24 protein-coding genes are annotated in these 26,078 nt (G+C 65.8%); 9 read left to right on the top strand and 15 right to left on the bottom strand.

The features are described from left to right. Positions 1-95: 95 nt before the first annotated feature. Positions 96-1,346 (bottom strand): site-specific integrase, encoded by a 1,251-nt coding sequence (locus VJ162_RS11470; protein WP_324664405.1) that lies wholly within the window; start codon positions 1,344-1,346, stop codon positions 96-98. A 416-nt stretch (positions 1,347-1,762) separates the two neighbouring features. On the opposite strand from VJ162_RS11470, the gene VJ162_RS11465 reads away from it, so the two are divergent. The 5 genes from VJ162_RS11465 to VJ162_RS11445 all read left to right on the top strand — a co-directional run bounded on the left by VJ162_RS11465 (position 1,763) and on the right by VJ162_RS11445 (position 9,121). Further along, on the top strand, positions 1,763-4,837 hold the full coding sequence (locus VJ162_RS11465) for an FAD-binding and (Fe-S)-binding domain-containing protein (protein WP_324664404.1): 3,075 nt from the start codon (positions 1,763-1,765) through the stop codon (positions 4,835-4,837). Positions 4,838-4,932: 95 nt separating this feature from the next. Next, complete coding sequence (locus VJ162_RS11460; RefSeq protein WP_324664403.1) at positions 4,933-6,432, top strand: aldehyde dehydrogenase family protein; 1,500 nt, start codon at positions 4,933-4,935, stop codon at positions 6,430-6,432. 4 nt (positions 6,433-6,436) lie between these two features. After that, positions 6,437-7,324, top strand: coding sequence for an SDR family oxidoreductase (locus VJ162_RS11455; protein ID WP_324664402.1), 888 nt, complete (start codon positions 6,437-6,439; stop codon positions 7,322-7,324). A gap of 89 nt (positions 7,325-7,413) precedes the next feature. Beyond that, positions 7,414-8,292, top strand: a complete 879-nt coding sequence (locus VJ162_RS11450) for a fumarylacetoacetate hydrolase family protein (protein ID WP_324664401.1) — start codon at positions 7,414-7,416, stop codon at positions 8,290-8,292. Positions 8,293-8,416: 124 nt separating this feature from the next. Then, on the top strand, positions 8,417-9,121 hold the full coding sequence (locus VJ162_RS11445) for an ABC transporter ATP-binding protein (RefSeq protein ID WP_324664400.1): 705 nt from the start codon (positions 8,417-8,419) through the stop codon (positions 9,119-9,121). A gap of 113 nt (positions 9,122-9,234) precedes the next feature. Here VJ162_RS11445 and VJ162_RS11440 read toward each other — a convergent pair whose 3' ends face one another. The 8 genes from VJ162_RS11440 to VJ162_RS11405 form a co-directional block, all read right to left on the bottom strand. After that, positions 9,235-10,314: a branched-chain amino acid ABC transporter permease gene (locus VJ162_RS11440; RefSeq protein WP_324664399.1), complete on the bottom strand. Its 1,080-nt coding sequence runs from the start codon at positions 10,312-10,314 to the stop codon at positions 9,235-9,237. Continuing rightward, entirely contained in the window at positions 10,311-11,192 is an 882-nt protein-coding gene (locus VJ162_RS11435; RefSeq protein ID WP_324664398.1) for a branched-chain amino acid ABC transporter permease, read from the bottom strand. Before VJ162_RS11435 ends, VJ162_RS11440 begins: the two co-directional genes overlap by 4 nt. Before the next feature lie 6 nt (positions 11,193-11,198). Then, entirely contained in the window at positions 11,199-12,440 is a 1,242-nt protein-coding gene (locus tag VJ162_RS11430) for a substrate-binding domain-containing protein (protein ID WP_324664396.1), read from the bottom strand. Positions 12,441-12,556: 116 nt separating this feature from the next. After that, on the bottom strand, positions 12,557-13,657 hold the full coding sequence (locus VJ162_RS11425) for a cupin domain-containing protein (protein ID WP_324664395.1): 1,101 nt from the start codon (positions 13,655-13,657) through the stop codon (positions 12,557-12,559). Between the two features lie 155 nt (positions 13,658-13,812). Then, a complete protein-coding gene (locus VJ162_RS11420) occupies positions 13,813-13,983 on the bottom strand; it encodes a hypothetical protein (protein ID WP_324664394.1) in 171 nt (56 codons plus the stop codon). A gap of 69 nt (positions 13,984-14,052) precedes the next feature. Further along, positions 14,053-14,457, bottom strand: coding sequence for an acyl-CoA thioesterase (locus tag VJ162_RS11415; protein ID WP_324664393.1), 405 nt, complete (start codon positions 14,455-14,457; stop codon positions 14,053-14,055). Further along, positions 14,454-15,164: an acetate--CoA ligase family protein gene (locus VJ162_RS11410; protein WP_324664392.1), complete on the bottom strand. Its 711-nt coding sequence runs from the start codon at positions 15,162-15,164 to the stop codon at positions 14,454-14,456. The genes VJ162_RS11415 and VJ162_RS11410 overlap by 4 nt, the downstream gene beginning before the upstream one ends. Then, positions 15,157-16,533, bottom strand: a complete 1,377-nt coding sequence (locus tag VJ162_RS11405; RefSeq protein ID WP_324664391.1) for a CoA-binding protein — start codon at positions 16,531-16,533, stop codon at positions 15,157-15,159. Before VJ162_RS11405 ends, VJ162_RS11410 begins: the two co-directional genes overlap by 8 nt. 92 nt (positions 16,534-16,625) lie before the next feature. On the opposite strand from VJ162_RS11405, the gene VJ162_RS11400 reads away from it, so the two are divergent. Continuing rightward, positions 16,626-17,375 (top strand): ABC transporter ATP-binding protein, encoded by a 750-nt coding sequence (locus VJ162_RS11400; protein WP_324664390.1) that lies wholly within the window; start codon positions 16,626-16,628, stop codon positions 17,373-17,375. Positions 17,376-17,468: 93 nt separating this feature from the next. Beyond that, positions 17,469-18,878: an SLC13 family permease gene (locus tag VJ162_RS11395; RefSeq protein WP_324664389.1), complete on the top strand. Its 1,410-nt coding sequence runs from the start codon at positions 17,469-17,471 to the stop codon at positions 18,876-18,878. Between the two features lie 73 nt (positions 18,879-18,951). Here VJ162_RS11395 and VJ162_RS11390 read toward each other — a convergent pair whose 3' ends face one another. After that, positions 18,952-20,493 (bottom strand): class I adenylate-forming enzyme family protein, encoded by a 1,542-nt coding sequence (locus VJ162_RS11390; RefSeq protein ID WP_324664388.1) that lies wholly within the window; start codon positions 20,491-20,493, stop codon positions 18,952-18,954. A gap of 106 nt (positions 20,494-20,599) precedes the next feature. Here VJ162_RS11390 and VJ162_RS11385 point away from each other — a divergent pair, with 106 nt between their 5' ends. Next, a complete protein-coding gene (locus VJ162_RS11385) occupies positions 20,600-21,535 on the top strand; it encodes a UbiA family prenyltransferase (RefSeq protein WP_324664387.1) in 936 nt (311 codons plus the stop codon). Here the strand turns inward: VJ162_RS11385 and VJ162_RS11380 are convergent. From VJ162_RS11380 to VJ162_RS11370, 3 genes are all read right to left on the bottom strand, one after another. After that, positions 21,452-22,219, bottom strand: a complete 768-nt coding sequence (locus VJ162_RS11380) for an IclR family transcriptional regulator (RefSeq protein ID WP_324664386.1) — start codon at positions 22,217-22,219, stop codon at positions 21,452-21,454. The genes VJ162_RS11385 and VJ162_RS11380 overlap by 84 nt on opposite strands. A gap of 198 nt (positions 22,220-22,417) precedes the next feature. Next, a complete protein-coding gene (locus VJ162_RS11375; RefSeq protein ID WP_324664385.1) occupies positions 22,418-22,945 on the bottom strand; it encodes a gamma carbonic anhydrase family protein in 528 nt (175 codons plus the stop codon). Positions 22,946-23,049: 104 nt separating this feature from the next. Beyond that, positions 23,050-23,649, bottom strand: a complete 600-nt coding sequence (locus tag VJ162_RS11370) for a GNAT family N-acetyltransferase (RefSeq protein WP_324664384.1) — start codon at positions 23,647-23,649, stop codon at positions 23,050-23,052. Between the two features lie 99 nt (positions 23,650-23,748). Between VJ162_RS11370 and VJ162_RS11365 the strand changes: the two genes are divergently transcribed. After that, complete coding sequence (locus VJ162_RS11365) at positions 23,749-24,147, top strand: universal stress protein (RefSeq protein ID WP_324664383.1); 399 nt, start codon at positions 23,749-23,751, stop codon at positions 24,145-24,147. A gap of 3 nt (positions 24,148-24,150) precedes the next feature. Here VJ162_RS11365 and VJ162_RS11360 read toward each other — a convergent pair whose 3' ends face one another. Continuing rightward, positions 24,151-25,503 (bottom strand): methyl-accepting chemotaxis protein, encoded by a 1,353-nt coding sequence (locus VJ162_RS11360; RefSeq protein ID WP_324664381.1) that lies wholly within the window; start codon positions 25,501-25,503, stop codon positions 24,151-24,153. A gap of 62 nt (positions 25,504-25,565) precedes the next feature. Next, positions 25,566-26,015: a MaoC family dehydratase gene (locus VJ162_RS11355; RefSeq protein ID WP_324664380.1), complete on the bottom strand. Its 450-nt coding sequence runs from the start codon at positions 26,013-26,015 to the stop codon at positions 25,566-25,568. Positions 26,016-26,078: the final 63 nt, after the last annotated feature.

Genomic DNA, 26,078 nt, shown 5'->3' with positions numbered 1-26,078 from the left:
TCATCGCCGGACCCGGGGTCGTCTGGACACTCAGCGGCGGGTTCGATACTGATGGTTCACAGCGAATCCGGCACAAAGCCGGCTTTCCCCCGACGTTAGCGCTCAAACGCACTAGATAGCTTCTCCTGCATGAACTCCCGCCGTAGTTCCCGCCGCCGGTCCTCCGAGAGGTAGTCGTCCCAGACAACGGCGGCCGATGCGCTCCCCTGCTCTTTGGCGATCTCCTGTATCTGGTGTTCGACCAGTTCCTCGACCGTCGAGGAGTAGCGGTCGTACCAGAACCGGCGTGCCATCTGCGGGACCGGGCGGTGGCCGTCGATTTCGTCGGGGAGCGACGCCCGCTCCGTGAGCTCGCGAAACCAGTTGCGAATCGTCCCCCCGGTCCGGTGGCCACTCGCCGACCGCGGCGATGGGAACAGGTAGCCGTTCCACGCTTCGGCGTCGAGCTCCGCTATCCGCCGCTCGGCGACGTCCTGCCCGTATATCAGCGCTACTGAGCCGGGACCGTTCTTCCGGCTCTCGAACTCGATGTGTGGTCCGTCGCCGTCGAGGACCAGCTGGTCGACGTGGAGTGCGGCGACCTCGCCGGAACGGAGGCCCCACCCACACAGGGCGACGACGAGCAGCCGCTCTCTGGTATCGGTCGCGGCCCCGAACAGCGCGGCGACGTGTTCCGGGGCCAGCGGGGGGTTTGCGGTCGTGTCGTCGCCGGTCCAGTTGTAGTCGAGCCCGTCGGTCGGGTTCAGCGCCGCCTCGCGGCGGCTGACGAGCGTGGTGTACCAGTCGGAGACGGTGATGTAGATGCGCCGAAGCGTCTCGCGAGCGACCTCCGTATCCAGCGCGTCGAAGGTCGCCCAGCAGGCGTCGACAGCCTCGTGGGCCGGAACGTCGGAATCCCGGGCGACCGGAGAGAGGAGGTCGTCGGTGTCGTTGACGGCGGCGTAGGCGCGCCCGTAGCGGGCGAGGCGACTCCGGTGAGCGTCGACAGTGGACTCACTCCAGGATTTGCGCTGTTGCTGGCGGTCGAGATACCGTTCGAAGGCGTCGACGGTAGCGCCGTCGTCGATCTGCCAGTCGAAGCCGGCGGGATCCAGCCCCAGGTCCTTGCGCCAGAACGCCGAGAACGTCGTGTCGTGGTGCTCCTGGAGCGTATAGAGGAGGGTTCGGAAGCCGTGTTCGTTGAGCCATTCGTAGGTCGGCTGCTCCGTCTCGGGGTCGAGTCCGTCGGCCCGCATGGCGGGTGCAACGAGGTCCCAGTAGGCGTCGACGAGCCCGTCGCGGTCCAGCAGCGTCCAGGCGGTCGAGTCCCGTGGGGTATCCGCAGCTAAATCGGCCGATTTCGGCATGCTCGGGGATACAGTTGCATATCAAATAGTTCTGTTGGATGTTGTGACTCCACCAGTCAACACAACCAACAGCAGAATATGTCCTCGGGACATAAAAATCTATAAACCATATACAGCTATACAGAATGTTGGCGTTGGCTACTACCGTGCCCGTCGACGTAGTAGCGGACAGTCGCGACAGCGAGCCTGTCAGTACCGGCCGTCGAAACAGAGTTCGGATTCGGGTACGGGGACAGTCGGCGGCCGTACTCCGGCGCGTCGAAACCGGTGGGCAGACCGGGGTCGACTAGCTGTCTGACGTTTGTAACCGCTCCGCGGATATTGTCACGGAACCGATAGAAGAAGGGCGGTACAGACTCTCTCAGGCGGACTGACAACGGGGGGATTAAGTGACTGGTTCACACAGGTCAACCCACATGAGCGACGACGATAGCCCCACCGCCACGGACGGCGGTACACAACTCGCCCCCACCGCCAGCGACGCCAGAGCGGACTACGACTACGTCGGGGGGGCGGTAGCGCGTCCGGGTCTCGTCTCCGACCTCGAGTCCAGAGTCGACGGCGACGTCCGGTTCGACACCTACACCCGCCAGCTGTACGCGACGGACGCCAGCGCCTACGAGGTGACGCCCATCGGTGTGGTCTTTCCCACCTCGACGGCCGATGTGGCAAGCGTCGTCTCGTACTGCTCCGAGCGGGAGATTCCGGTCCTCCCGCGGGGCGGCGGGACGAGTCTCGCGGGCCAGACCGTCAACGAGGCGGTCGTCCTGGATTTCACGCGACACATGGACGCCGTCGTGTCGCTGGACTCCGCGGGCCGGGAGGCGCGTGTCCAGGCTGGGACGGTGCTTGCGGACCTGAACGACCGGGCCGCCGAACACGGCCTTACCTTCGGCCCGGACCCGGCGGCGGGCAATCGGAGTGCCATCGGCGGTGCCATCGGGAACAACTCGACGGGCGCCCACTCGCTCGTCTACGAGAAGACCGACCACTACGTCGAGGAGTGCGAGGTCGTCCTCGCGGACGGCACCGTCACCACGTTCGGCGAGGTGTCGGTCGACACTCTCAGAGAGCGCGCCGACCCAGAAAGCGACGACCTCGAAGCCCGAATCGCGGCGGGCGTCCTGACGCTACTCGACGACCACGCCGGGGAGATAGACGACCGCTACCCCGAACTCAAGCGCAACGTCTCCGGCTACAATCTCGACCGACTGGTCGCCGAGTACGAGGGTGAGTACGGCGAGGCAGGGACGGTCAACCTCGCCCGGTTGCTCGCCGGCAGCGAAGGGACGCTGGCCGTCGTCACCGAGGCGACCGTCTCGCTCGAACCGCTCCCCGAGACCAAGTCGGTCGCCCTGCTGACCTACGACAGCGTCGTGGAGGCCGTCAGCGACGTCCAACACGTCCTCGACCACGACCCGGCGGCGGTCGAGCTCATCGACGACGTACTCATCGACCTCGCGGCCGACACGACGGAGTTTGCCGACGTAGTGGCGCGGCTCCCGGACCGGACGCGGGCCGCGCTGCTGGTGGAGTTCTACGCCGAAGATGACGACCACGGCCGCGAGCAGGTCGCGGGGCTGCTGGCCGACCGCCTCCCCGACGGCGGGGACGAGGCGGCTACGGACACCGACCGCTACGCGTTCGACGCGCTGGAGGCCTACGATGCCGACGAGCGCAAGGAAATCTGGAAGCTCCGCAAGTCGGGGCTACCCATCCTGCTTGGCCGGACGAGCGACGAGAAACACATCAGTTTCCTCGAAGACTGCGCCATCCCGCCGGAACACCTCCCGGAGTTCGTCAGCGAGTTCCAGGACGTGCTCGAAGCGAACGACACGTTCGCCGCGTTCTACGCGCACGCTGGCCCGGGCGTGTTACACGTCCGCCCGCTGGTGAACACGAAGTCACAGCCCGACCTCGACGCGATGGAGCGCATCGGCGAGGCCATCACCGACCTCGTCGTCGAGTACGGCGGGTCGGTGTCGGGCGAACACGGCGACGGCCGCGCCCGCACGCAGTGGAACCGGAAACTGTACGGCGAGCGGCTCTGGGAGGCCTTCCGGGACCTGAAGACGGCTTTCGACCCCGACTGGCTGCTCAACCCCGGGCAGGTCTGTGGGGACGTCTCGATGACGGAGAACCTGCGGTTCGACCCCGACTACGAGTTCGACGCCGGCTTCGACTCGGCCCTTTCCTGGGACAACGAGAACGGCATGCAGGGGATGGTCGAGCTCTGTCACGGCTGTGGCGGCTGTCGCACCCAGCAGTCCGAGGGCGGCGTGATGTGCCCGACGTTCCGGGCGGCTGACGAGGAGGTCACGTCGACCCGGGGCCGCGCGAACATGCTCCGCCAGGCGATGAGCGGTGACCTTCCCGACGACCCGACCGACGACGAGTTCGTCAGCGAGGTGATGGACCTCTGTATCGGTTGCAAGGGGTGTGCCCACGACTGCCCGAGCGAGGTGGACATGGCGAAGCTCAAAGTCGAAGTTGAACACGCCCACCACCAGGAACACGGCGCCGGGCTCCGTGAACGGGTGTTCGCCAACGTCGACACGCTCGCCCGCGTCGGGAGCGCGCTGGCCCCGCTCTCGAACATCGGGCCGAAGCTCCCGGGCGCACGAACGCTCATGGAGAAGACGCTCGGCATCGCCAGCGAGCGTTCGCTCCCGACCTTCGAGCGGGAGAGCTTACAGGACTGGTTCGCGGCGCGCGGTCCGGGGGTTCCGGAGAGCGAAGCCGACCGAAAGGCCGTCCTGTTCCCCGACACGTACACGAACTTCAGCCACCCCGAGGTCGGGAAGGCCGCGGTCCGGGTCCTCGAAGCGGCGAACGTGCACGTCGAGCTGGCCGAAGTGACCGACAGCGGGCGGCCGTCGTACTCGAAGGGGTTCGTCGACGCCACCCGCGAGACGGCCACGGAGGCAGTCGAGGCGCTGGCCCCGCGCGTCGAAGACGGGTGGGACGTCGTGGTCGTGGAACCCAGCGACGCGGTGATGCTCCAGTCGGACTATCTGGACCTGCTCGACGGCGACGCGGCGGCGTCGCTTGCGGCCAACAGCTATGGGGTCTGTGAGTATCTGGATACGTTCCGCCTGGACGACGGGCTGACGGTCGACGCCCCCGGGCACTCCCTGGCCTATCACGGGCACTGTCACCAGAAGGCGACGAAAAAGGATCACCACGCGGTCGGTGTCCTGCGGCGGGCCGGCTACGAGGTCGACCCGCTCGACTCTGGCTGTTGTGGCATGGCCGGCAGTTTCGGCTACGAGAGCGAACACCACGCGATGAGTATGGCTATCGGAGACACGCTCGAAGGGCAGGTAGACGGGAGCGAGGCGGAGGCCGTCGTCGCGCCCGGCGCGTCGTGTCGGACCCAACTGTCCGACCTCGACGTCGAGACTGACGGGACCTTCGCTGGCGTCGACCGCGACGAACCGCCGACGCCGATAGAGGCGCTCGACGCGGCTATCGCCGGGCCCGACCGCTGACTGACGGGCGGCTGGGATTCCCCGCGGGCCGACGGACCGTGCCGATAACACCGGTGTCACCAAACCTTCATAGTCGCTTCGCGGCATGTTGTTGTATGGCACAGGATAGCCTGTCACGGTACAGCATCGACGCCGACTGGAGCGGCCACTACATCGGCGGTGAGTGGCGCGGGAGCGACAGCGGCGAGACCATGGCGGTAGCGGACCCCTCGACGCGCGAGACGGTGACCGAAGTGCCCCGCGGCAACGAGGCGGACGTGGACGCGGCGTACGAAGCGGCGGCCAAAGCACAGACAGAGTGGGGCCAGACACCGCCGGCCCGTCGCGAGGAACTCGTCCGGAACCTCCTGGGGACGATGGACGAACACAGCGAGGAGATAGTCGAGCTACTGGCCGCAGAAGCCGGCCAGATAGAGGGCATGGGCGAGACCTCCCTCCACCTCGCGACCGACCAGGTCGCCGAGGCCGCGACCCTGCCCCGGCGGATGAAAGGGGAACACGCCGCCTCGAACATCCCCGGGAAGGAAAACATCGTCCAGCGCGAGCCAAAGGGTGTCGTGACGGTTATCTCGCCGTGGAACTTCCCGCTGAACCTCTCGGCGCGAGCCATCGCCCCAGCCGTCGCCGCGGGCAACACCGTGGTGGTAAAGCCTGCCAGCAACACGCCGGTCGTGGGCGGGCTGTTGTTCGCTCGGCTGTTCGAGGACGCGGGCTTTCCCGACGGTGTCATCAACGTCGTCACCGGGCGCGGGTCCGACATCGGTGACGCCGTCGCCGGCCACGACGAGAGCGACGTGGTCGCCTTTACCGGGTCGACCGAGGTCGGTCGGCGCGTCGCCGCCGCGGCCGGGGAGAACCTCGCCGAGGCCGCGATGGAGCTTGGCGGGAACAACGCCCACGTCGTCACGGCCGACGCCGACCTCGACCAGGCGGTCGACGCGGGCGTGTTCGGCTCCTTTGCCCATCAGGGACAGGTCTGTATCTCCATCAACCGCCATCTCGTCCACGAGGACATCTACGACGAGTACGTCGAGCGGATGACCGAGCGAGCGTCGGCCCTGCCGGCCGGGAGCGCCCACGACCACGTCGTCGTCGGTCCCATCATCGACGAGTCACAGCGCGACCAGATACTGGACTACATCGAGCGAACCGTCGAGGCCGGCGCGACGCTGGAGACCGGCGGCGACACCGTCGAGGTGGACGGGGTCGAGGACTCGCTCGTCGTCGAACCGACCGTCCTCTCGGACGTGACAAACGATATGGCGGCGGCGTGCAACGAGCACTTCGGCCCGGTCGTCCCAGTCATCCCGTTCTCCGATGTCGACGAGGCCGTCGAGATAGCCAACGACACCGAGTACGGCCTGTCGGGGTCGGTCCACGCCGGCGACGTGGGCGCGGGCAAGCGCATCGCCCAGCGACTGGAGACGGGGATGGTCCACGTCAACGACCAGCCGATCAACGACGAGGCCCACGTGCCATTCGGCGGGACGGGCGCGTCGGGGGTCGGCGGCTACAACAGCGACGACTTCCTCGACGGGGTCACCGAAAAGAAGTGGATATCGCTCCAGCACGACGACCGCGAGTTCCCGTTCTGAAAGGATGGACGGCACTGTCTGTGTCGTCGCCGGCGGCGGGAACGGCCTCGGGGAAGCGGCGGCACGCGGGCTGGCCAACCGCGGCGCGACGGTCGTGGTGGCCGACCGCGGCACGTCCGTCACCGGCGAGGGGAGCGACCCCTCGGTCCCCGAGCGAGTCGCGTCGGACATCCGCGAGGCCGGCGGCGAGGCGACGGCCCATCACTGTGACGTGTGTGACTTCGACGACGCCGAGCGACTCATAGAGGAGACCGTCGCGGAACACGGCCGCCTCGATTTCGTCGCGAACTTCGCGGGCATCCTCCGGGACGGCATGAGCTACAAACTCGACCCGGAAGACTGGGCGGCCGTGGTCGAGACGAACCTCACCGGCCAGTTTGCCCCCCTCCGGGCGGCGTGTCGCCACTGGCGAGACGCGAGCGAAGACGGGGGGTTCGACCGCCAGCGCTCCTATCTCGCGGTCAGCGCGGGGGCCGCTCGCGGGAACCTCGGACAGGCGAACTACGCCGCCGCGAAGGCCGGCGTCCTCGGGATGGTCCGGTCGGTGTCAACGGAGATGCACCGCTCGGACGTGCGGGTCAACGCCCTAGTTCCCAACGGGTACACGCGGATGACCGAGACGGTCCCCGAGGAACACCGCCCGTACACGCGCGAGGAGATGCCCCCGGAGAAGGTGGCGCCGATGGTCGCCTACCTCGCGAGCGAGGCGGCCGAGGACGTGACCGGATGTACGCTCTACGCGGGCGGGGACCGCGTCGGCGTGCTCTCGGACCCGTCGATGGCCGCCGTCGGGGTCGAACCCGACGGGTGGAGCCTCGAGTCGCTGGCCGAGCACTTCGCGGAGGACGTGGCCGCCGACGTCGAGCTGACGCGGACGGACTCGCACTTCTGAGTGGTCCGCGGCGGGCCGCTCTCGCCGCAGCTCTTCGCCGACCGGAGAGAAAGGCATCTTTTATCATGGTCTCGGACGATGATTCGTCTATGCGATTCGTCCGCTACGACGACGACCAGCTCGGTCTGCTCACAGACGACGGCTCCGGCATCATCGCGCTGAACGAACGGCTCGGCATCGACGCCGACGACCCGCTGGTCGAGTACATCGACGGGGAGTACGACGCAAGCGAGTACGCGGACGCTGACGCCGACCACGACGTGGCCGACGTGGAGGTCGGCTCGCCCGTGGGCCGGCCCGGGAAGGTCATCGCCGCGCCGCTGAACTACGAGAACCACATCGAGGAGGCGCTGTCCGACCGCGACATCACCACCGAGGAGTGGTTCTCCATCAAGGACAAGGGTTACTTCCTAAAGGCCCCCTCCAGCGTCGTCGGTCCGGACCACGGTATCGAGCTTCCCTTTACCGACCGGCGGACCGACCACGAGGTCGAACTCGCGTTCGTCATGGAGGGCGACATCAAGGACGTCCCCGCCGAAGAGGCATGGGACCACATCTTCGGCTACACCATCCTGCTCGACATCTCGCTGCGCGGGGACCAGGACCGGTCGAACCGGAAGTCCTACGACACCTTCACCGTCATCGGCCCCTGCGTGACGACGGCCGACGAGATAGACGACCCCCAGGACCTCCAGATGGAACTGGAACTCAACGGCGAGCGCCGACAGTACGAGAACACCGGCGACATGGTCTATACGTGTGCCGATATCGTACAGTACGCCTCGCTCGGGGCCACGCTGGAGACGGGCGACGTCATCACCACCGGGACGCCCGAGGGCGTCAGCGAGCTCTCGGACGGCGACACCATCGACGCGGAGATCGAGTCCGTCGGGTCGATGACCGTCGACGTCACCGAGCGCGACGTGAGCTACGCCGAAGCCGACGTACAGAAGGGCGGTCAGGAGTAGGGCAGTCTGACCGCAGTCACTCATTCCACTTCTCTGCGGTTCCGAACGCTCGCCAGTGGCCACGCCGACCCGTCCCAGAGAGGGGTAGGCTTAAGAAAAGCGGCGACAAACCACATGATAATCGATGGCACTCCTCGAAGTCGACTCGATAGATGTGTCGTACGGGAACGTACAGGTGCTGTGGGACATCAGCTTCTCCGTCGAGCGCGGCGAGACAGTCGCGCTACTGGGCGCGAACGGCGCGGGCAAGACGACCACGCTCAAGAGTATCTGTGGCGACCTGACGCCGACCGCCGGGGAAGTCCGGTACAAAGGCGAGAACATCGGCGGGACACCCTTCGAAGAGGTTGTCGAGAAGGGCATCGCGCACGTCCCGGAAGGCCGGGAGATATTCACGGACAGCAGCATCCGGGAGAACCTCGAACTCGGGGCGTACGTCGACCGTAGCAAGATGGAGGACCAACTGGCGGAGGTGTACGAGATATTCCCCCGGCTGGAGGAGCGAGCCGACCAGCGGGCGGGGACGCTCTCGGGCGGTGAACAGCAGATGCTCGCCATCGGTCGCGGGCTGATGAGCGACCCCGACCTGCTGTTGCTCGACGAGGCGAGTCTCGGTCTCGCGCCCGTGCTGGTCGACGACGTGTTCGAGGCCATCGAGCGCATCAACGAGCAGGGGACGACGGTGTTGCTGGTCGAACAGGACATCTACAACGCGTTGCGGGTGGCCGACCGCGGCTACGTCATCAAAACGGGGAAGATGACCCTGTCGGGAACGGCCGCGGAACTCGCGGAGGACGAGCGCGTCGCAGAGTCGTACCTCGGGGCCTGAGGTGTAGTCAGCGTTCGACCTCGCGGCCGATACGGGACGACGACAAACCGTTTGAGTCAGTGAGAGACCGCGACTCGTTTTGTGGACTCGAAGTGAAACGGCCGGGGAGCCGGTCAGTCCTCGTCGGTGACGACGTCGGGGTCCCCGTCCGGTGTCACGTCAGTGGAGTGGGGGGCGTCCGCCGCCCCGTCCGTGGCGACATCGGTGACGAGGTAATCCTGTGCGAGGCCGTACAGGCCCTGTGGGAGATAGATGATAAACAGGATGATGAGCGCGCCCTCGACGGTCGTCGCGACGCTCCCGACGATAGCGGCCAGCCCGGTATCGAGCAGGAGAAAGAGCCCCGCGCCGAGGACCGGCCCGGCGAACGTCCCCATCCCGCCGAGGATGACGATGACCAGCGAATCGATGGTCCAGGTCACCGCGAGCGTCGACTGCGGGTTGATGTACAGCGTGTAGTGGCCGTACAGGCCACCCGCCAGCCCGGCGAAAAACGACGAGACGACGAACGCGTACATCTTGTACTTCAGCGGGTTGACGCCGAGACTGGACGCGGCGTCCTCGTCGTCGTGGATGGCCTTCATCGCCAGCCCGCCCGCGCCAGTGACGATGCGGTAGGTCACGGCGATGGTGAGAAACGTCGCGACCAGCGTCAGGAGGAACATCACGTCCCCGTGGCTGACGAACTCGTTGAGGCCGAGGTCGCCCTGCACGTAGTACCCCGTCGAGCCGCCGGTCAGCGACCGCTGGTCCAGCATCACCAGCTCGATGACCGCCGCCAGCGCGAGGGTCCCGATGGCGAAGTAGTGCCCGCTGAGCCGGAAGAGAACCGGCCCGAGCACCAGCGCGATCAGCGCAGCCGCCACGCCGCCGAGGACGACCGCGGCCAGTATGGGGAGCTGTATCGATGCGGGAAAGCCCGCTGCGGTGGGCGTGGTCAACCACGCGGCGATGAACGCGCCCATGCCGAAGAAGGCGGCGTGACCCAGTGAGATCTGGCCGGCGTACCCCGCAAGCAGGTTCCACGAGACGCCGAGCATCACGAACACGAGCCCCGTGAGTATGAGCCCGGTCAGCGAGTCGGTCGTCACGAACGGGACCGACAGGAGTGCCAGCACGACCACGCCGAGTATGACCTGGAGGCGGCGGTTTGCGAGCAGCGATTCCTCGGGGTGACGTTCGAGCAAGCTCATTCGCCACCACCACCGCTGCCGAACAGTCCCTCGGGCTTGAGCAGCAACACACCGAGGAAGATGAGCAGGCTCACGACGTTTCGGTAGCCGCCACCGAGATACAGCGCACCGAGGTTCTCGGAGACCCCGAGGATGACGCCGCCCACGAGGGTTCCGAGGATGCTCCCGACGCCGCCCAGCACCACGACGGCGAAGGCCTTCAGCAGGTACGACCAGCCGACGAAGGGGTTTATCGGGAACAGCATCGAGAGCAGTGCACCGGCCGCACCGGCCAGCGCCGTCCCGATGCCGAGCGTGAGGACGTAGATTCGGTCGGTATCGATACCCATGTAGCGGGCCGCTGTCCTGTTCTGGGCGGTCGCACGGATGGCCTGTCCCGTCCTGGTGTACTGGAGGAACGCCCACGTCGCAGCGATGAGCACGACGGCGACGACGAACGTCACTGTCCGTGGCAGGGAGAGGAACGCAAACCCGAGGTCGATGCCGTCGCCGGGGATGCCGAGGTCCGCCGTCCGGGCGTCACCGCCAAGCACCAGCTGCCCGATGTTCTGGAGTATCAGCGCGAGCCCGAACAGCACGATGATGGGCTGTTCGATGCCCTCGCCGACGACGTGTTTCAGCAGCACCTTCTGGAGGACGACACCGAGGGCAAACAGCAGCCCCATCGCGATGAACATCCCGACTAGCGGCGTGACGCCCGTCGCCGCGAACACGAGGATCGCGACGTACGCCCCGACCATCAGCATGTGGCCGTGAGCGAGGTTCACGATGTCCATGATACCGAACACGAGCGACAGGCCAAGCGCTGCGACGGCGTAGATGCCGCCCAGGAGTATCCCGTTGACAATCGACTGCGAGATGAGTTCGCCTGCTACCATGGGTATCTAGCGCTCACTCCACGGTGGGATGGGGTACCGGAAGTCGAGGGAGCGCTCGGAGTCAGTGTCGGGGTAGGCCAGTCGCTGCGCGCCGTCCCACCACTGCCCGGTCGGTGCCGTCAGCTCACCTTCGGCGGGGAGGCCGTTGTCCTCGAAGCCGAACTCGCCGATGACCGTCTGGAACGTCTCGCTGCGGAGCGCGCCTTGGATGTCGCCGGCCTCGATGGACCCGGCGGCCTGGACGGCCTGCAGGGCGACCTGCGTGAGGTTGTACGAGCCGCCGACGTTGACCGGCATGTACTCGCTTTCCGTGTCGTACTCGCTCATGTAGGACTCCCGGAGGCGCTGGTTGCCGTTACCCGTCAGGCCGGGGACCCATCCGGGGCACATAAGCGCGTACGCGCCCGCGTCCTCGAGCGCCGACCACCACGCGGACGGGTCCGCCCCGCGGACGAACTTGAACATCTTGGGCGACCAGTTGTTCGACTGCATCTGGTTGACCGCCGTGATGCCGCCGCCCGGCGTCGGGTTCGACAGCAACACTTCCACGTCGGCACTCTGTGACTGACTGATAAGCGTCGAGAAGTCCTGTGAGCCGATTTCGAACGTCTCGCGCAGGACGATGTCGTACCCCTCCTCGCCCAGGCGGTTCTCCCAGTAGTCGGCCTGTTCCTTGCCCCACCCGGAGTTTGGCTCCCAGATACCGATGCGGCTCGGTCGCTCCTCCTCGGGGATGAGGTCCAGTGTCCCGAGCGTGGACCGGGCGACGTCGCGGGACTTCGGGAACGGCGAGTATGTCCACTCGTAGTTGTCGTTCCGGTGTGGCTCCTCGTAAGCGAACGCGATGCCGAGAAACGGGAGGTTCTGGTTCTCGGCGAAGGCGCTTCCGGCGGTGACCAGCAGGCTGGAGAAGCTCCCCCAGATCATGTTGACGTCGTTGTTGCTGGTCATCTGCTGGAGGTTCTGCCGAAGCGTCTGCGCGTCGCTCTCGTCGTCCTGGAGGATGAGCTCGACGTCGCGGTCGAGTTGCTCGCTCATCCTGGCCTGGCCGAGCTCGTAGCCGCGTCGGAGGTCCTCCCCGAGAGAGGAGAACTGCCCCGTCTCCGGAACCGTTCCGGCGATGGTCAGTGTGTCGTCACCGCTCCCGCCGCCACCGAACGCACAGCCAGCGAGGCTGGCGACCGCGGCAGTGCCGGCGGTTGCTTTGAGGTACGACCGACGCGTGACTGGGCTGTCGTCGCTTACCATGCTGTGTGTATCGATATAGATGATAGATTATAAAGATTCCCGTTATTACGGAGATATCTCCAGGCGGCAGAAGCAAAAGGTTGGGACCGAGTCCCGACTGACGGGCGGTCCAGCCGTTACGACGACGGGCTGGCTTCGGCGTAGAAGTTCATCGCTTCGAACACCGGCCGGTCGGTCATGCCGAGCAGGATGGCCTCGCCGTTGTCGGGCTCGTGGTGGTGGGTCGCGTCCGGCGGGACGACGAAGATGTCCCGCTCGGCCCACTCCATGGCCTCGCCGTCGACGTGGGTCGCGCCCTCGCCCTCGACGACGAAGTACACTTCCGTCGTGTTGTGGAAGTGTGCGTCCGTCGCCTCCTGTAACAGCTGTGCGCGAAACGACATCGTCGGGAACAGCGGCGGCGAGCCGGTCGCGGGGTTGACATACGAGAGGCTGTAGCCGTCGTAGGGGTCAGGCTCGTCGTTTTCGGCCCGCTGGCGGAGCGCCTGGAGCATCTCGGACCACTTGAACCGGTGGGGCGGCGTCGCCTCCCGGATGCCCTCGAACGGGCCGGGGATGCCCTTGTCTTTCTTGTCCGCCTCGGGGCGGCCCTGGCCGTACTGGGACTCCCAGTACCCCTGGGTCTTGGTGACCGGCTGGCGTTCGAGCTCGTGGTTCTCGAACGTGTTCCGGGCGTTCAGGGAATCGAGCACGAGCGGCAGGTCGAGCACGTCGAGCCAGGCCGCCGTCTCGTCGGAGTCGTTGACGTGGTCGTGCCACTCCCACTGGGGCGTCGTGATGAGGTCGTTGTCCTTCATCGGGAACTCCTCACCCGCGACGATGGTCTTCATGTCCTCGCTGCCGTCGATGGAGAACCGCAGCGCGTTCGCGCCGTGGCGGTGTGACGGCGCTGTCTCACCGGGCGAGACGGTCTGGACGCCGACGTAGATGGTGTTCGAGATCGCGTTCCCGAACGAGGCGTTGATCGGGACCGCCACGCGGCGCTGGAAGCCGGGCGGCAGGTCGTTGATCGGGACGTCGTCTTCGACGCCGTCGATGGCGGCCTGGATGTCCTCCCACTTCCAGATGTCCGCCTCCAGGTCGTCGATCGTGTTTCCGAAGTCGTCCTCGACCTCCCACAGCGGGCGGAGGTTGTGCCGTTCGAGGAGACCCCGTGTGTCGGAACTCAACTCGAGCTGTTCCTCAAGCTCCTGTTCGTCTGGCTCTGTCTGGGCCATGGTCTAGGAAGTCATTGACACACCAGCATGATAAGTGTATTGGACAGACGCCGGGTAGAGAGCCTGAAAGCGTCTAGAACGGCGTTTCGAGGCGCACAGACATCCCTCTAAGCCCGGGGTCTGGCGCTACGAGTCACTCCAGTCCGATTCGGGCGTTACGCCTGTACCTCGAAGACGTCACCGGAGGCAAACAGCGACCGACAGTCCTCACACACCATCTGTCGCTGAATGGCGTACTCCCAGAGCTTCCCGCCACAGTCCAGGCAGTCGAAGTGTGCTTCTACAAACGGGTCTTCCGCTGCGTATGGGTTTTCGAACTCCGCCATACCCATACAATATTGTGGAATCGATAAAAACGCTTCGCTACCCCGAAAGCACAGTTTCAACCGTGCCAGTCATCCCTCGGTGTATGCAGCTAACGCATCACGCAGGTCGTCCGGTACCTCGATCGCGCCGCCGCCGCCGTGTTCGGCACACACCCGCTGCTCGTATCCCTCGAAGGCGACCGTCCCGTCACACGTCGCGGTGTACTCGAACCGGACGCTCCTGTCGCCCACCACCGGCGTCAGCGCGATTGTCACCTCGTCGCCGGCCTCCACGGGCGAGTGGAACTCGAAGTCCATCTCGACGAGCGGGAGACCGAAGCCGCGGTCCAGGGCGTTCTCCCAGAACGGGAACCCTATCTCTTCCATGAATATGTCCGACGTCTCGTGGAGGGCGTCGACGATACGCGGGTAGTGAGCGATGCCGAACGGGTCGGAATCGGAGAACCGCACGGTCCACGTCCGCTCGAAGCTCATCGGTCCGCCTCCGTCTCTTCGAGGACGACGAGCGCGTCCAGCGCCACGGCTCCGTCTGATGACGCAAGCACCGGGTTGAGGTCGAGTTCCGCGATGGGGTGGTCGGCCACGAGGTCGCCCACGGTCACGACCACGTCCGCGAGCGCGTCCAGGTCGGCCGCGTCGCTCCCGCGATACCCGGCCAGCAGGTCCGCGACCTGCAGTTCCGCGATGGCCGCCCGCGCCTCGGCGCGGGTGACAGGCGCGATCCGATGGCTCGTATCCGCGAACACCTCCGAGAACACGCCGCCCAGCCCCGTGACCACGACCGGACCGAACGAGGGGTCACGCAACCCGCCGACGAGTATCTCGGTGCCGGCGTCTAGGTCCATCGCCGCCTCGACGAGGACGTCCGCGTCGATGTCCCGCTCGGTGGCCGCGTCGAAGATGCGCTCGGCTGCGGCACGCACGTCGTCGGCCGACTCCATGCCGACAGCGACTCCCGCGCCGTCGGCCCACTCGCTCTTGTGGGTGACCGACGGCGAGGAGACTTTCACGACGACGGGATAGCCGATGTCCGCGCCGGCCTCGACGGCCTCCGCCGCGGTCGCACACACCGCAAACGGCGGCGTGTCCAGCCCCGCGTCCGCGAGCAGCCGCTTTCCCTCGGCTTCGGTCAGCGTGCGTCGCCCGTCGGCGCGTGCGGCCGCGATGGGACCGTCAGTCATGGGCGACCCCCTCCAGACCCTCGGTGTGGCCCTGCAACTCGGCGTAGCGAGCGAGGACCGCCGCGGCGTCGCCCGCCCGCTCCGGCGTCTCGAACACCGGGACGCCAGCGTCTGCCAGCGCCGCCATATCCTCGGCCATGTCCTCCTCGATGCCGTCGGTGGCAAACAGGACTGGCTTGTCGACACGCTCGGCGAGGCCGTCGAGCGCGTCGACGGGAAAGCCCATCGCCTGCTCGAACAGCTCATAGACCAGCACGATGTCGGTGTTGTCGTCCTCGGCGACGGCCGTGACGACATCGCCAAAGGCCGGCATCGGACGACCGGTGTCGACCGGGTTGCCGGTGTAGGTGACGCCCGGGAGGAGCTCGTCGACCCGGCTCCGTGTCTCGGCGGTGAGCTCGGGGAGCTGGCCGCCGCCACGCTGGATGCGGTCGGTGATGATGATACCCGGGCCCGCCTGCGCGGTGACGACGCCGACGTTCGGGCCGTCCGGTTCGGGCGAGCCACCGAGCGCCGCGGCGGCGTCGAGTAAGTCGTCCGTCGCGTCCACGGTGGGGACACCGTACTGCGCGAACCCGGCGATGTACAGCTCGTGGTCGCCGGTGAGCGCGCCGGTGTGTGACTCCGCGAAGTCACCGACGTCCGACTGCCCGACCTTGTAGGCGATGACGGGCGTCTCGCTTTCGCGACAGGCCTCCAGTAAGGCGCGTCCGTCGTCCGTCCCCTCGACGTGGAGCACGATGGCGTCGGTCCCCTCGTCGCCGTCGAAGTGTTCGATGAGCTCGGTGAACCCGACGTTCGCGCGGTTTCCGAGGCCGACCATGGCGGAGACCCCGCGTCCCTGCCTGCGGGACTGGAAGGCAAGCGCGTGTGCGACGCCGCCGCTTTGGGCGACGACGGCGGTGTTCCCCGCCGGGAGCTTCTCGGCCCCGCTGGCGAACGAACACAGGAGGTTCGTTCGGGGGACGACGAAGCCGCTCGTGTTCGGCCCGAGCACCGAGATACCGTACTCCTCGGCTGCCTCGACCACCGCCCGCTGGAGCCGCTCGCCGTCCTCGCCCGCCTCCGCGAAGCCGCCGGCGTAGATCACCGCCGCCCCGATGCCGGCCTCGCCACACTCCTCGATGACGTCCGGGGTCGCCGGGCCGGGGACACAACAGAGCGCGAGGTCGACGTCGTCGTCGATATCGCCCACTGACGGGACGAAGGCCTCTCCGAACAGCGTCCCTTCGCCGGACGGGTTGACTGGATACACTGGTCTGTCGAACTGCGTCGCGTTCGCCATCGCCTCGTAGCCTATCTTCCCCTCGGTCGCCGAGGCGCCGACGACGGCTACGGCCGACGGATCGAACATCTGCTTGAGTGTCACAGCCACTCTTTGACACAACTGGGCCAAAGCGTTTTCCCCGTCACGATGTGACAGGGGCAGGTTTATTTGAGTGGATAAGGTATCACTTCCCAATGACGCTACTCGAAGGGCAGAACCTGACCAAAAAGTTCGGCGGCGTAGTGGCCATCGACGACGTGTCGTTTTCGGTCGAACGCGGGGAGGCCATCGGACTCATCGGACCGAACGGGGCCGGCAAGTCGACGCTGTTTCGGACTATCACCGGCGTCCACGAACCGACGGAGGGACGCGTATTCTTCGACGACGAGGAGATAACCGGCGAGGCCCCACACGAGATCTGTCACCGCGGCCTCGCGAAGACACACCAGATCGTCCGGCCGTTCGAGAGCATGACGCTGCTTGAGAACGTCGCCGTCGGCGCGGAATTTGGCGGACGGGAGTTCGACGACGTCCGCGAGCGCGCAAGGGAGATGCTCGAGTTCGTCGACCTCGCGGACATCCAGTACAGCGACCCCGGTGAACTGAGCGTCGGCCAGCTCAAACGCCTCGAGATCGCTCGCGTGCTGGCCACCGACCCGGAACTCGTCCTCTTCGACGAGGTCGCCGGCGGCCTCGACCCCGAGGAAACCGAGGACATCGTCGACCTCATCGGCGACATCAAAGACGAGGGCAAGACCGTCTTCCTCATCGACCACGTGATGCGCGCGCTGATGAGCGTCAGCGAGCGGGTCATGGTACTGAACAACGGCCGTCTCATCGCCGAGGGGACGCCCGACGAGATACAGAACGACAACGACGTCATCGAGGCGTACCTGGGCGAACACGCAAACAAGGACCTCTCGAACGCGGTCACCGGCGACTGAGGAGACGGCGCCTTCTCGACGGAGTCGGCCCGACAGCGTCTTTCGGGACCGATACGCTGATACTCTTTGACAGTGTGTCGTCTGGTATCCAGAATGTCGGACGAAACTGCAAGTCCTGCAGCCGTCATCCGCGATGTCGACCCGTCGTGGCTCTCCGTGCCGGTCGGGGTACTCGCAGCCGGGGCCGTCCTCCGGTTCGCGCCGCTTGCCACCGGTGCGGCCCGGATGCTCGCCATCGCGCTCTTCTGTATCGCGCTGTGGGTGGGCGCGCCGGTCAAGCCGTGGTTCACCGCGCTGGTCGGTATCGGCCTCATCGGCGTCACATTTTCTGCCGACCTCGCGTTGACGGGGTTCCAGTCGCCGGCGACGTGGCTGGTCGTCGTGGGTATCCTCATCGGCGAGGCCGCCCGGCAAAGCGGCCTCGCGGACCTCATCGAGCGACTCGCCTTACACCGGATGCCGGCGGCCGTGGCGACCGACGCCGTCGCGGCCTACCGGTATCTGCTGGTGGCCCTCTCGTTTGGGAGTCTCGCGCTGGCGGTGCTGGTCCCGTCGTCGCTCGTTCGGGTCCTCATCCTCGCGCCGATTCTGCAGTCGCTTGGGGACCTGTTCGAGGAGCGGCGGGCGAAAGTCGGCATCTTCCTCGGTCCGCTGTTTGCGACGTTCTACGGGTCTTCGGGCGTTCTCACCGGCTCGCTCGCTAACATCATCGTCACCGGTCTCGTCGAGTCCAGCGGCGGTCCGACGATCACGTGGACGGAGTGGACGCTGTGGCTCGGCCCCGTGATGGGCATCGGCCGCGTCGCCCTCATCGTGGGCATCGCGTACTTCCTGTACCGCCCGCGCGACCGGGACAGCGTACACACTCCGGACCGGGACGAGCCCCTCTCGACGACGGCGCGAGAGCGCCGGATGCTTGCCTTCCTGCTGCTTGGCGTCGCAATCTGGGCGACGGACTTCGTCCACGGCCTCCACCCGCTGTTCGGGGCCATCGTCGTGGCGCTGTTGGCGTTTGCCCCGACGGTCGGCGTGGTCGGGCCCGACGCGGTTGGCGAGGCCGACTTCTCTATTCTCTTCTTCCTCGGGGCGATCTTCGCCATCGCCGAGGGGCTGCGACAGACGGCGTTTACCGACCTGGCCGCGAACCGACTGCTGTCGACGCTCCCGGCGGACCCCTCTCTCCCGCTGGTACTCGGCGTCGTCGTCGTGGCGTCACTGGCGCTGACGCTCGTGATGGAGGGGCTTGCCGTCGCCAGCGTGCTGACGCCGGTGCTCGTGTCGTTTGCCACCAGCGCCGGCATCCCGCTCGTCCCCGTGGCGATGATCGAGGCCGTTGCGCTGAACGCCTACTTCTTCCCGTATCAGTCGGCGGTACTGGTGGCTATTCTGGGCCTTGATGTCGTCGACTCGATGGAACTGACGAAGATGGCGAGCCTCTGCTCGCTCGCGACGCTTCTCCTGCTGGTCCCGGTCCAGATAGGGCTGTTCGCGCTGCTGTTCTGATACTGCCGGCTAGACGTTCGTAGAGCCCCCCTGAGGCGACAAATTCCGTCAGTTTGCCGGCCGGCAGTGTGCGCTATCGGTCCGGGAAGTGCTTCTCGACGAGGCGGCTCCGAACGACGGTCCCGGTGTCGCTCCGTGCGAGCGGGTCGCTGGTCACAGCGTACTCGCGGGGGCGTTTGAAGTCCGCCAGCGACTCCGTTTCGAGGCAGTACTCGTCGAGCTGTTCGGCCGTGAGGTCGCTGTCGGTGACGACGACGGCGGTGACGACCTGTCCCCACTGCTCGTCGTCGAGGCCGAAGACACAGACCTCCTCGACCTCGGGGTGGTTCTCGAGCGTTTCCTCCACCTCGGCGGGGTAGACGTTCTCACCGCCGCTTACGATCATGTTGTCCACCCTGTCGACGATGTAGAGGTAGTCGTCCTCGTCGACGGTCGCCACGTCTCGCGTGCGGAGCCAGCCGTCGAAGTAGGTCTTTGACTCCGCTTCGGGGTTGTCGATGTACCCGTCGGACATCCCCGGGCCCCGGGCGATTATCTCGCCGCGCTCGCCGGCGTCGACTGTCGCCTCCGGGTCCGGATGCTCGTCGAGCGGTGCCGTCTCGACGACCCGGATCTCCCACGAGAACGACTCTTTGCCGATGGTCCCGGGGTGGTCCTCCTGGACGCTCGGGTGGGCGAACGTGAGGTCAGGTCCGGCCTCTGTCATCCCGTAGGTGTTGTAGACCTGGTCGGTCAGGTGTTCGGTCGCGTCCGCGACGAGGTCCTCCGTGACGATGGAGCCGCCCGTCCTGATGTACTCCAGCGTGTCCACGTCGAACCCCCGTTCGCGCTGTACGGGGATGAGTGCCTTGAGTTGCGTCGGAACGGCGAGCAGACCGCTCACGTCGTGGGCCTCGATTAGCTCCAGGGCCTCCGTGGGGTCAAACGTCGTGTGGAGGACGATCGTCGCGCCGGCGACCAGGTGCGGGTACAGCCAGGCGTCGGTGGTCACCATGTGATACCACGGTGTCGTACACAGCGCCGTGTCCGTCTCGTCGATGCCGTGTTCCATCACGACCTGGATAGCCCCGTACCAGAGTTGCTCCTGGTCGAACGAGACCGCCTTGGGCATGCTGGTCGTGCCGCTCGTATAGAGGACACCACACTCGTTGCCGGCCGGCGAGACCGGACTGGAGTCGGCGTCGGCGACGACAGTCTCGTATGACTCCACGCGGTCGTGGTCGATATCCCGCTCGCCGGCGTGTACCGCGACTTCGACCCCGGTCCTGTCTACCAGTTCCAGGGCCGTCTCGGCGTTGGCGTCGTCGAAGAGGAGCGCACGCGCCGAGGCCGTCTCGACCATTCGCTCAAGTTCCTTGACGGGGGCGCGGGTAGATAGCTGCGCGGTGCCGACACCACGCTTGTTGTTGGCGAGCATCGATTCGATGGCCGGGAGGCCGTTCAGCGCCAGCACGGCGCAACGCCCATCACCGATCCTGTGATGGAGTGCGTTCGCCAGGCGCGTGCTCCGCTCATCGAGGGTCTCGTAGGTGTATGACCGCCCGGAATCCGTGATTACGGCCGTCTTATCCGGATAACACCGGACTGTCCGGGCGAAAGCCTCTCTGAGTTCCATGGTAGTTCTGCTATCGCCTACCAAACTTACTGCACTATTAATAGTTCTGGTTACCCCGGCGTAACCGGACGGCGTCGCTTAAGTCGGTCTGTACAGTAGCTGGCCTATGGGTGGACGCCTCGCCGGGCTGGCTGCACACGTCCGGCCCGTGTTCATGCTGCCGGTCGTCGCGATATCGGTCTGCGGGGCGCTGCTTGCGCCGAGCGTGGACGGGTGGCTCCTAACCCAGCACGCGGTAGCGGCCGGGGCAGCGCTGTTCGTTGCCCACCTGCGTGACGGGCTCGTCGACGGCCACGTCCGCGGTGAGGAACGGCCGCTGCTTTCGGTGACCACGTACCAGCGGGCGACGGCAGCTGGGGCCGCCGTCGTACTCCTCCTTGCGGCCTCGCTTGCCGTGACTGCGAACGCGCTCGCTACGGGGTCGCTCGTCGTACTGCTCTGTCTCGCGCTGTTACACGCCCCGTATCTCGATCGGCATCCCGTCCCGGTGACCGTCGATTACCCGGTCGGCATCGCGACCACACTCGCCGGAGGGGTCGCCACACAGACCGGGACGCTACCGGCCGACGTCGTCGCGGCCGCGGCGAGCGTCGCGTTGCTGTTGGCCGGCATAAAGATAGGTATCGACCGGCTCGATGCCGCGTTCGACCGCACCATCGGGAAACGCACGATACCCGTCATCGCGGGCCCGACAGGCACACAGCGGGCCGCTGTCGGCAGCTTCACGGTCACGGCGCTGGTCGTCCTGGGTGCTGTCGGGGCCCGGGTTCTCCCCCCGCTCGCTGTCGCCGCGGCCATCGCAGCCGCCGGCTGTGCCGTGGCGACGCTGTCCCTGTCGCCGGGTACGGCTGTCAGGGTACAGATGGGGCTTAGCTACGTGTTTGTCGGCGCGCTGTTTTTCGGGCTCTGCGGGCGCGACTGTGCCGGGTGGACGGCGGTGAGCCGGTTGACCCCGCTCTCAGCGATAGGCCAGGTTCAGCTCGATCTCGTCGGTCGCGGCCTGCAACTGGTCGAAGACCTCCCCCTCACAGCGTTCCTGTGAGAGTCTGTGGGCAGGCCCGGCGATGCTCAGCGCCCCCTGTATCTCCCCCTCGAACGTAAGCGGGACGCCGATGGCGTGGATGCCCCTGAGGTCTTCACTGAGATTCAGCGCGTACCCCTGTTCTCGGATCTGTTCAAGTTCGTCGAACAGCGCGTCGCGGGACGTGATCGTGTTCTCGGTCTGGGATGGCAGCCCGTGTTCGTCGACAATTTTGTTTATCCGCCGCTCGGGCAGGTGCGCGAGGATGGCTTTCCCGCCGGAGTTACAGTGCATGTACGACCGCTTCCCGAGAATGGTGTTGATGTCGATGTCGTTCTGTCCGCCGCGACCGTAGATGTACATCGCTCGCCCGTTCTCGTGGGTGATGAGCCACACCATCTCGCCGGTCGCACGCTCCAGTTCGTCGACCGCTTCCATCCCTGAGCGGAAGATGTTCAGCTCCCCCCTGACGTACTGGCCATAGTCGAAAAAGCCCAGCCCGAGGTGGTACTCCGCCCCGCGTTTCACCACGAAGCCGTGCTCACGCATGCTGGTCAGGTGGCCGTGGACGGTACTTTTCGCGACACCGAGACGGTCCGCCAGTTCGGTCACGCCCGCCCCGTCGAGCTCCCGGAGTGTTTCGATGAGAGCGAACAGCGTCTCGTCCGACTTGATTCCCTTCCCGGTTTTCGAGGGCTGTTTCATACTACGAGCAACGTATACCTCATAATTAAGCATTGCTGAGTCGCCTGTCGACTGCGCGGTGATTACCAGCCCGTTGTTCGACAGTATCGAACAACACGTATCGCCCTCCTTCGCCAAGAATTAACAGGTGTACATGTGTTAAAGTACTGCCCTCCACCACACCCAGCCGAACGTCGCTAATTAACAAGTGTACGCCTGTTAATCCACTCGCCCGTCCGCACCGGTTTGCGCGTCGGCCGGTGTCCCACGGTACTCGGCCGCCAGCTCGACGTAGTTCCGGTGTGTCTCGCCGATCTGTGCCACCTGTTCGTCAGTGAGCGGGCGTGTCTCGGCGGGGACACCGTAGGCCATATGGCCCGCTGGAATCCGCTGTCCCTGCCGCACGACGGCGTTTGCGGCCACGATACAGTTCGACTCGACAGTCGCACCGCCCATGACGGCACTGCCCATCCCGACCAGTGTGTGATCGTGGATGTCGGCGTAGTCGACGACGGCACCGTGGCCGACTGTCACCTCGTCACCCAGCGTCGCGCCGTGTAACATCGTGAACTCTTGGACGTTGGTCTCCTCCCCGACTGTGACCGCCCCGCCGTCGCCGCGCAGGCAGACGAACGGCCAGATGCTCGACCGCGAACCGACTTCGACGTCGCCTATCGCATAGGCCATCTCCGAGATGAACGCCTCGCCCGCGATTCTTGGTGCCACGCCGTCGAACGCTCGTTCCATACACACCTGAGGACTGCGCAGTGACTAAAACCTGACTCGCAAGTATTGACAGTTCGTTCGACAGAGTCGAACAGATAGTCGTTGAGTCGGCGCCATCAGCACGCTCAACGGTCCTGCTCCGCCGGCGGCAGGCGGACCTGATCCGCGACCGGGTCGTCCAGTGAGAGTTGCATCTTGAGCTCACCGCTGAGCCGTTCGATGATATCGAACCCAATGTTACCGTACACCGTGACGGCGGCGTCGTTGCGGGCCTCCACGGTCAGCGTCAGCGCTTCGTGTCCGCGGTCGGCCGCGTATGCGACGAGCTGCCGTATCAGTTCCGACCCGATACCGCGGCTCTGTGCCGCGTCGGCGACGAAGACGACGAGATGTGGTGCCGCCGCGTCCTCCGGCGTCACGCCCGTGTGACCCACGACTGTGTCGTCCGCTTTGGCGACGAGGCTCCACCCGTCGTCGGTAAACCGACCGAGCCACTGCCGAAGCCCATCTTCGGTGGCCGGCGGCAACCCCATCGTCCGGTCCCCGGGGTCGAGGTCGAGATACATCTCGACCAACGAATCCATGTCGATGTGTTGGTGGGGCCGGACGATTCTCGTAGCCGACTCGCGGTCGGTAAAGCGCGGACAGCGCGGGGGGCAGTACGGGGTCCCCTCGCACTCGCTGCTGTCCCAGCCGTCACAGGCTAGTTCGTTCCCCTCGTCCATGCGAACTATTACAGGCTCTAGACAGTTAACAGGTGCCGGAAGCGCAAAACGGTGAGAACAGACAGTAGTTATAAGAATACCTGGGACGAACGTAATTTTATGGTACGACTGCTGTTGGCGCTTGACGACAATTTATCACAGGCAGAGGCACAGATAACTGCTATCGAGGATATGGTCGAGACGGCGGACGGCGCGGAGGCGTTTATCCTCCACGTCTTCGACGACAACCCGGAGGGGGCCTCTGTCCACCAGGTGGAAGCGGTAAGGGAGACGAAAAAGCGGCTCGAAGCCGCGGGCGTCACCGTCGACCTCCTCGAATCCAGCGGCGACCCGGCAGAGGAGATACTCAAACACGCCAAGGAGCACGACGTCGATCAGGTATGTGTCGGTGGCCGAAAGCGGAGTCCGGCGGGCAAAGCGCTGTTCGGGAGCGTCACACAGGACGTGATTCTTGGAACCAATCGCCCGGTACTGGTCTGTGGCAGCTCGGAGACGTAACGGTTAGCTCCGGTCGACCGCCTTTTCGAGGTTCCGGTCCAGGGCTTCGACGCTCTCGCGAATCTGTCGTATCTGTGCGGTCTGTCGCTGGTTCGCCGTGGCGAGTTCGGACACTTCGTCCGCGACCCCCTTGACGCCTTCGACGGTTCTGTCAAGCGTGGCCGTAATCTCCTCGGCACTGGTCGCCTGGTCGTCGGTCGCGTCGGCTATCTGGTCTAGCTGCGTCGAGATGTCCGTAATCGCGTCCTGTATCTGCCGTTGGTTCTCGTTCACCGCTCGTATCTCCGTCTCGATGTCCGCGACCTTCTGGGCCGTCTCTTCGACGCTGGTGACGGTCTCGGTCGCTATCGCCGAGATTGCGTCTATCATCCCTTCGATTCGGTCGGCCTCTACCTGGGATTCGGCCGCTAGACTCTTGACCTCGTCCGCGACGACCGCGAACCCCTCGCCGGCCTCACCGGCACGAGCCGCTTCGATGGAGGCGTTCAGCGCGAGCATGTTGATCTGTTCGGCCAGGTCGTCGATAGTCGCCACCACATCGTCTATCTCGGCTATCTGGTCGGCCAGCTCTGTCGCATCGGTCGCCATCTGTTCGCTCGCTTCCGTGACGGTCTCTACCGTCTCCAGCAACTCCTGCGTGGCGGCCTCGGAGTCTTCGGCCAGCGTCTCAGTCGCGTCGCTCTGCGTGCTGATGGTCTCGACGCTCGACGCGACTTCCTCGGTCGTCGCGCTCAGCGTCTGTATCTCCCCGTCTACACTTTCGATGTTGTCGGCCTCTGCCTCCGCGATATCCGCTATCTCCTCCGCGTTCTCGGTCACCTGCGTGGCCGCGGACTCGAGGTCGCCGACGGACGCGTCGATGTCTTTCTGGACCCGCTCCTGTACCGCCTGCATCGACTCGCGCTGTTCGACAAGGTCAGTGACCCGACTGACGTACTCGAAACAGCCGGCTATCTCCCCCTCGGGGGACACCAGCGGGACCCCGGTCGCGCGGACGTGCCAGTCGGTGCCGTCGTCGTAAGAGCCCGTCCTGACACTCGTCTCCCTGATGGCCTCACCCGTCCGAACCACCTCTTCCGCGAGCGTCTCGGTCACGTCTTCGGTCCCCACGACCTCGTGTGCCGGACGACCCAGCGCGTCCTCGGCGGGAGTCCCGATGAACGCCGCTTGCTCGTCGTTCCAGTGTGTCAGGCGCCCGTCGTCGTCGACGACGATGACCGGCTCGGGGAACAGCGCGGCCATCTGGTCGAAGAGACTCCGCCAGTGGTCACGCTCAGCGCGCAGGCGTTCGGTTTCCCCGTATTCGTCCGGCACGTCGGGTGCTAGTGTCACGTCGTCCGGGTGAGGTGTGGACATGTCCCGGAGGTTTTTCCCCACCACATGATAAAACATCGCATATCGGGGTTGTTACATCCCCCTCACTCGCTGCCGTCCGCTCGCCGCTGGACCAGCGCGGTCGCCTCGTACGAGATAACCGTGTCGTCGTCCTGATTCAGCCCCTCGTGGCCAGTCGTCACGATGCCCCGACTCGGGTCGCTTTCGGAGGCGCGTTTGTCGAGTATCTCGGTGCGCAGCCGTAGCTCGTCACCGGGTCGAAGCGGTCGGTGCCACCGGAGGTCGTCGATTCCGAGGCCGGCCTGTGTCGCCGTGTCTTCGCTGTTCTGGACGTGAAGACGCATGCAGATGGCGGCCGTCTGCCACCCCGAAGCGACCAGTCCGCCGAAGACGGTGTCCTGGGCTGCGTTCTCGTCCGTATGGAACGGCTGTGGGTCGTACTTTTCGCCGAACTCGACTATTTCGGCCTTGGAGATGCGATACCCGTCCGAGTGTTGCGTATCACCGACCGAGACGTCCTCGTAGAACTGCATGCGTACGCAGATGCGACGAGCGGATAAAAAACCGACGTGAACGCCGTCGGCGACCGCCGGGCG

This window comes from Haloarcula sediminis, assembly GCF_035656455.1.
GTDB classification, from domain to species: domain Archaea; phylum Halobacteriota; class Halobacteria; order Halobacteriales; family Haloarculaceae; genus Haloarcula; species Haloarcula sediminis.
The sequence above is the reverse complement of the archived record's forward strand: the minus strand, read 5'-3'. Positions and strand labels throughout refer to the sequence as shown.